Raw genomic sequence first — 3,060 nt, 5'->3', positions numbered from 1 at the left:
AGGAGGAGCGAATGCTGGTGCATCTTCGACAACACTGCGGCCTTTGCCGCAACCGGCAATGCGCTGACCGCGCGCTCGCAGCTGTGGTCATCACCGATGGAGGAGAGCGCCACGTCTCCTAGCTGTTGATGGCACGGACATCCCGCCGGCATCTGGGATGTACCGCACATGACGCTCGACACCTCTGCCCTGCCCCGACCGCCTCAGGCGACCTGAGCCAGCGCGACCGCATCGGGACCGGCCGGGTAGCGCAGCCAGGGCGAGGCGTCGTTCGCGGCTTGCCAGACGGCCTCGGCCACGTCGCTTTCCTTGGTGATCATCGGCGGATTGGCGAACTCAGCAAGGATCGGCTGCGCGAAGTCGGCATAGGCCTTGGGGATGAGATCTTGGGCGTCGATCCCGCTGTTCTGACCAAACCGCGTCGTCGGCGCGTAGCCGGGCTCGACCAGCTTGGCGCGCACTCCGAAGGCGCCGAGTTCATGGGCCAGCGACCCGGTGAACCCTTCGATCGCCTGCTTGCTGGCAGTGTAGGCAGCGGCCAGCGGCATCGGGGTAAGCGTCACGCTGGACGTGACGTTCACGATCACGCCCGAGCGGCGAGAGCGCATCTGCGGGATCACCGCCTGCGTCATGGCCATCACGCCAAAGGTGTTGGTCTCGAACATCTTGCGGACATGCGCCAGGGGCATGGCCTCGAAGGCGCCGACGCCGCCGATCCCAGCGTTGTTCACCAAGACGCCGATAGGGCCCGCCGCCTCGATCGCGCCGGCGATGCTGTCGGCGCTGGTGACATCGAGCGGCAGGAGGCGGAGGCGGTCCGAGGCGGGCAGCAGATCCTCGCGCCGGCGGCGCATGGTGGCGATGACGGTCCAGCCCTGGTCGTGGAAGTGGCGGGCGGTGGCGAGGCCGTAGCCGGACGAGCAGCCGGTGATGAGGACGGTGGTCATGTCGGTCTCCTGTGCTTGGGTTGACGGGACCGATGTACCCGCCGCATTCTGGACGTTCATCCCGCTTCAGTCCGGAATTCATTTGCAGGAGTCCAGGATGGCCGATCCGCTCTCGCAGGTGATTCAGCTTCTGCGCCCTCGCGCCGTGTCCGGAAAGGTGATCAGCGGGGCCGGTGCGTGGGCCGTGAGCTATTCCGAGTTCGGCCAGCCGGGCTTCTGCGCCGTCATCGAAGGACGCTGCCGGCTCGCTGTCGAGGGGGAAGCGCCGGTGCTGCTCGAGGAGGGCGACTTTGTTATCCTGCCCGCCACGCCCGCCTTCACCATGTCCGGCTTCACGCCCGGCCCGCCCCTGCGCGTCAATCCCCGCACCTTGCCTCCCCCGACGGGGAGATCCGCTATGGGCAGCGGAACGGGCCGGCCGACGTCCGGCAGTTCGGCGGCTGGTTCTCGTTTGGCTCGCCCGAGGCAGGGCTTCTCGTGGCGCTCATGCCTCGCATGATCCACGTCCGTGGCGTCCCTCGCCTGACGCAACTGGTGCGCCTTGTGGGCGAGGAGGCCGCACGCCAGGACATGGGGCGCGACCTGATCCTCGAGCGCCTGGTCGAGGTCCTGCTGGTCGAGGCGCTTCGGGCGGCCCCGTCCCAAGGCGCAGCGCCCGGGCTCCTGCGGGGCCTGTCCGATCCGCGTATCGCTGCGGCCTTGCGCCTGATGCACGGCGACATCGCGCGGGCTTGGACGGTGGCGGACCTGGCACGAGCGGCGGGCCTGTCCCGCTCCAGCTTCTTCGACCATTTTGCCCGGCTGGTAGGTGTCCGCCCCATGGAGTATCTCTTGGCTTGGCGCATGGCGGTCGCCAAGGAGCTGCTGCGGGATGGCCGTATGGCCCTCGACGAGGTCGCAGGCCGGATCGGCTATGGGTCCGCCAGCACCTTCAGCACAGCCTTCAGCCGCTATGTGGGCGTGCCGCCTGGGCAGTTCAGGAGGGGTGAGGGCGTCGGGCCCCAAGCCGATCTTGCCACGCCGCCGACACCCTGGTCGACGACGGCTGGTGAGAATGGCGGCCCTGGGGCAAGGGGCGTCATCTAGTCCATGGACCGGCCGCACGGACGACTCCGGCCAACAACATGTCTCATTGTGAACGTGCTGACCGGCACAGCGACACATACGATCTCGGGCCGGCCTCAAGCCGAGAACCGGTTTTTCAAGGCCATGCGACTGTGTATCTCGGCGGTCTAGCAGCCAGGGTCTTTGGCCATGTCTCCATCGTCACATGAAGTCGTTATCGTGGGGCAGCCGTCCTTGCGGGGTGTATTGATCTACGGCATGGGGCAGCTCGCGCGAAAGCCCGGGCCGACTGCCTCAGCTCACCCGCGACCGCGACTTCGGCGTGCAAAGCGAGCGCACCTGGCGATTGCTGACCTCGGCGCCGAGCTGGGCCTGCTGCGGGCAGAGCTGGGCTGTGATCACCGCCGCGGGCGATGGTCGAGGAGGACATCTCGGCAGGCTGGCTCGTGTGCGTGGAACTTGAAGGCCTCAGCTCCGGCATCCTGCTCGTGCAAGCGATCTACCCCTCGGACCAGTTCCCCGGGCTGGCCGGACGATGGCTGCTCGACTGTCTGTCGCGGAACTAAGACGTCGCGGGCAGTGCGACACTGTCCGAGCCGGCCCCATAGCTATGAAGTGCAGGACCGCTCTTCACGACCGAAATGCGGGAAGCGCTAGACATTCTGGCCGAAGCTGGACTCGACGCCCTTGAGGCGCGCCGGCGCGCCGAGCATACGGTCGCGTCCGTGAAGGGCGCATTTGTCTTGGTCCGGGCTTACCGATCTGCAGAGCCGCTTACCCGGCTCACGACTGACCTGCCCACGCGCCTCATGGCTCGCACCCCCAACCGCCAGACTGCCAGACTGCCAGACCGCCGAGCTTCAGATCCGTGCCGCCCCTCAGTCACTTCACCGCTCTCGGTAACCCCCGAGGCCCGGCGCGTTGCATGAAGCTGATGGAATCAGGGGGAGCTCGCCTCCGAGCCGATTTGATCAACAAAGCCGGGGCTCGCCCTTCTGCCGTGCTTCGGCTGGCAGAAGGCGCCAGCGTGTGCCCTGGCCCTTTTCCG

General features: G+C 67.3%; 3 protein-coding genes. 2 read left to right on the top strand and 1 reads right to left on the bottom strand.

What is annotated here, in order from left to right:
• Window positions 1-203: 203 nt before the first annotated feature.
• Complete coding sequence (locus tag FHG66_RS21255; RefSeq protein ID WP_139079142.1) at window positions 204-947, bottom strand: SDR family oxidoreductase; 744 nt, start codon at window positions 945-947, stop codon at window positions 204-206.
• A 97-nt stretch (window positions 948-1,044) separates the two neighbouring features.
• Here FHG66_RS21255 and FHG66_RS23055 point away from each other — a divergent pair, with 97 nt between their 5' ends.
• Both FHG66_RS23055 and FHG66_RS21250 read left to right on the top strand, forming a co-directional pair.
• Window positions 1,045-1,446 carry a cupin domain-containing protein gene (locus FHG66_RS23055; protein ID WP_246082716.1) on the top strand — a complete coding sequence of 134 codons (402 nt, stop codon included), beginning with the start codon at window positions 1,045-1,047 and terminating at the stop codon, window positions 1,444-1,446.
• Window positions 1,425-2,033 carry a helix-turn-helix domain-containing protein gene (locus tag FHG66_RS21250; protein WP_425471773.1) on the top strand — a complete coding sequence of 203 codons (609 nt, stop codon included), beginning with the start codon at window positions 1,425-1,427 and terminating at the stop codon, window positions 2,031-2,033. Before FHG66_RS23055 ends, FHG66_RS21250 begins: the two co-directional genes overlap by 22 nt.
• Window positions 2,034-3,060: the final 1,027 nt, after the last annotated feature.

Source organism: Rubellimicrobium rubrum (assembly GCF_006152115.1).
Classification (GTDB): domain Bacteria; phylum Pseudomonadota; class Alphaproteobacteria; order Rhodobacterales; family Rhodobacteraceae; genus Rubellimicrobium; species Rubellimicrobium rubrum.
The sequence above is the reverse complement of the archived record's forward strand: the minus strand, read 5'-3'. Positions and strand labels throughout refer to the sequence as shown.

What these genes read in the sequence shown, in the direction of transcription:
- FHG66_RS23055 (WP_246082716.1), top strand. Translation starts at nt 1,045, where the DNA reads ATGGCCGATCCGCTCTCGCAGGTGATTCAGCTTCTGCGCCCTCGCGCC.
- FHG66_RS21255 (WP_139079142.1), bottom strand. Translation starts at nt 947, where the DNA reads ATGACCACCGTCCTCATCACCGGCTGCTCGTCCGGCTACGGCCTCGCC.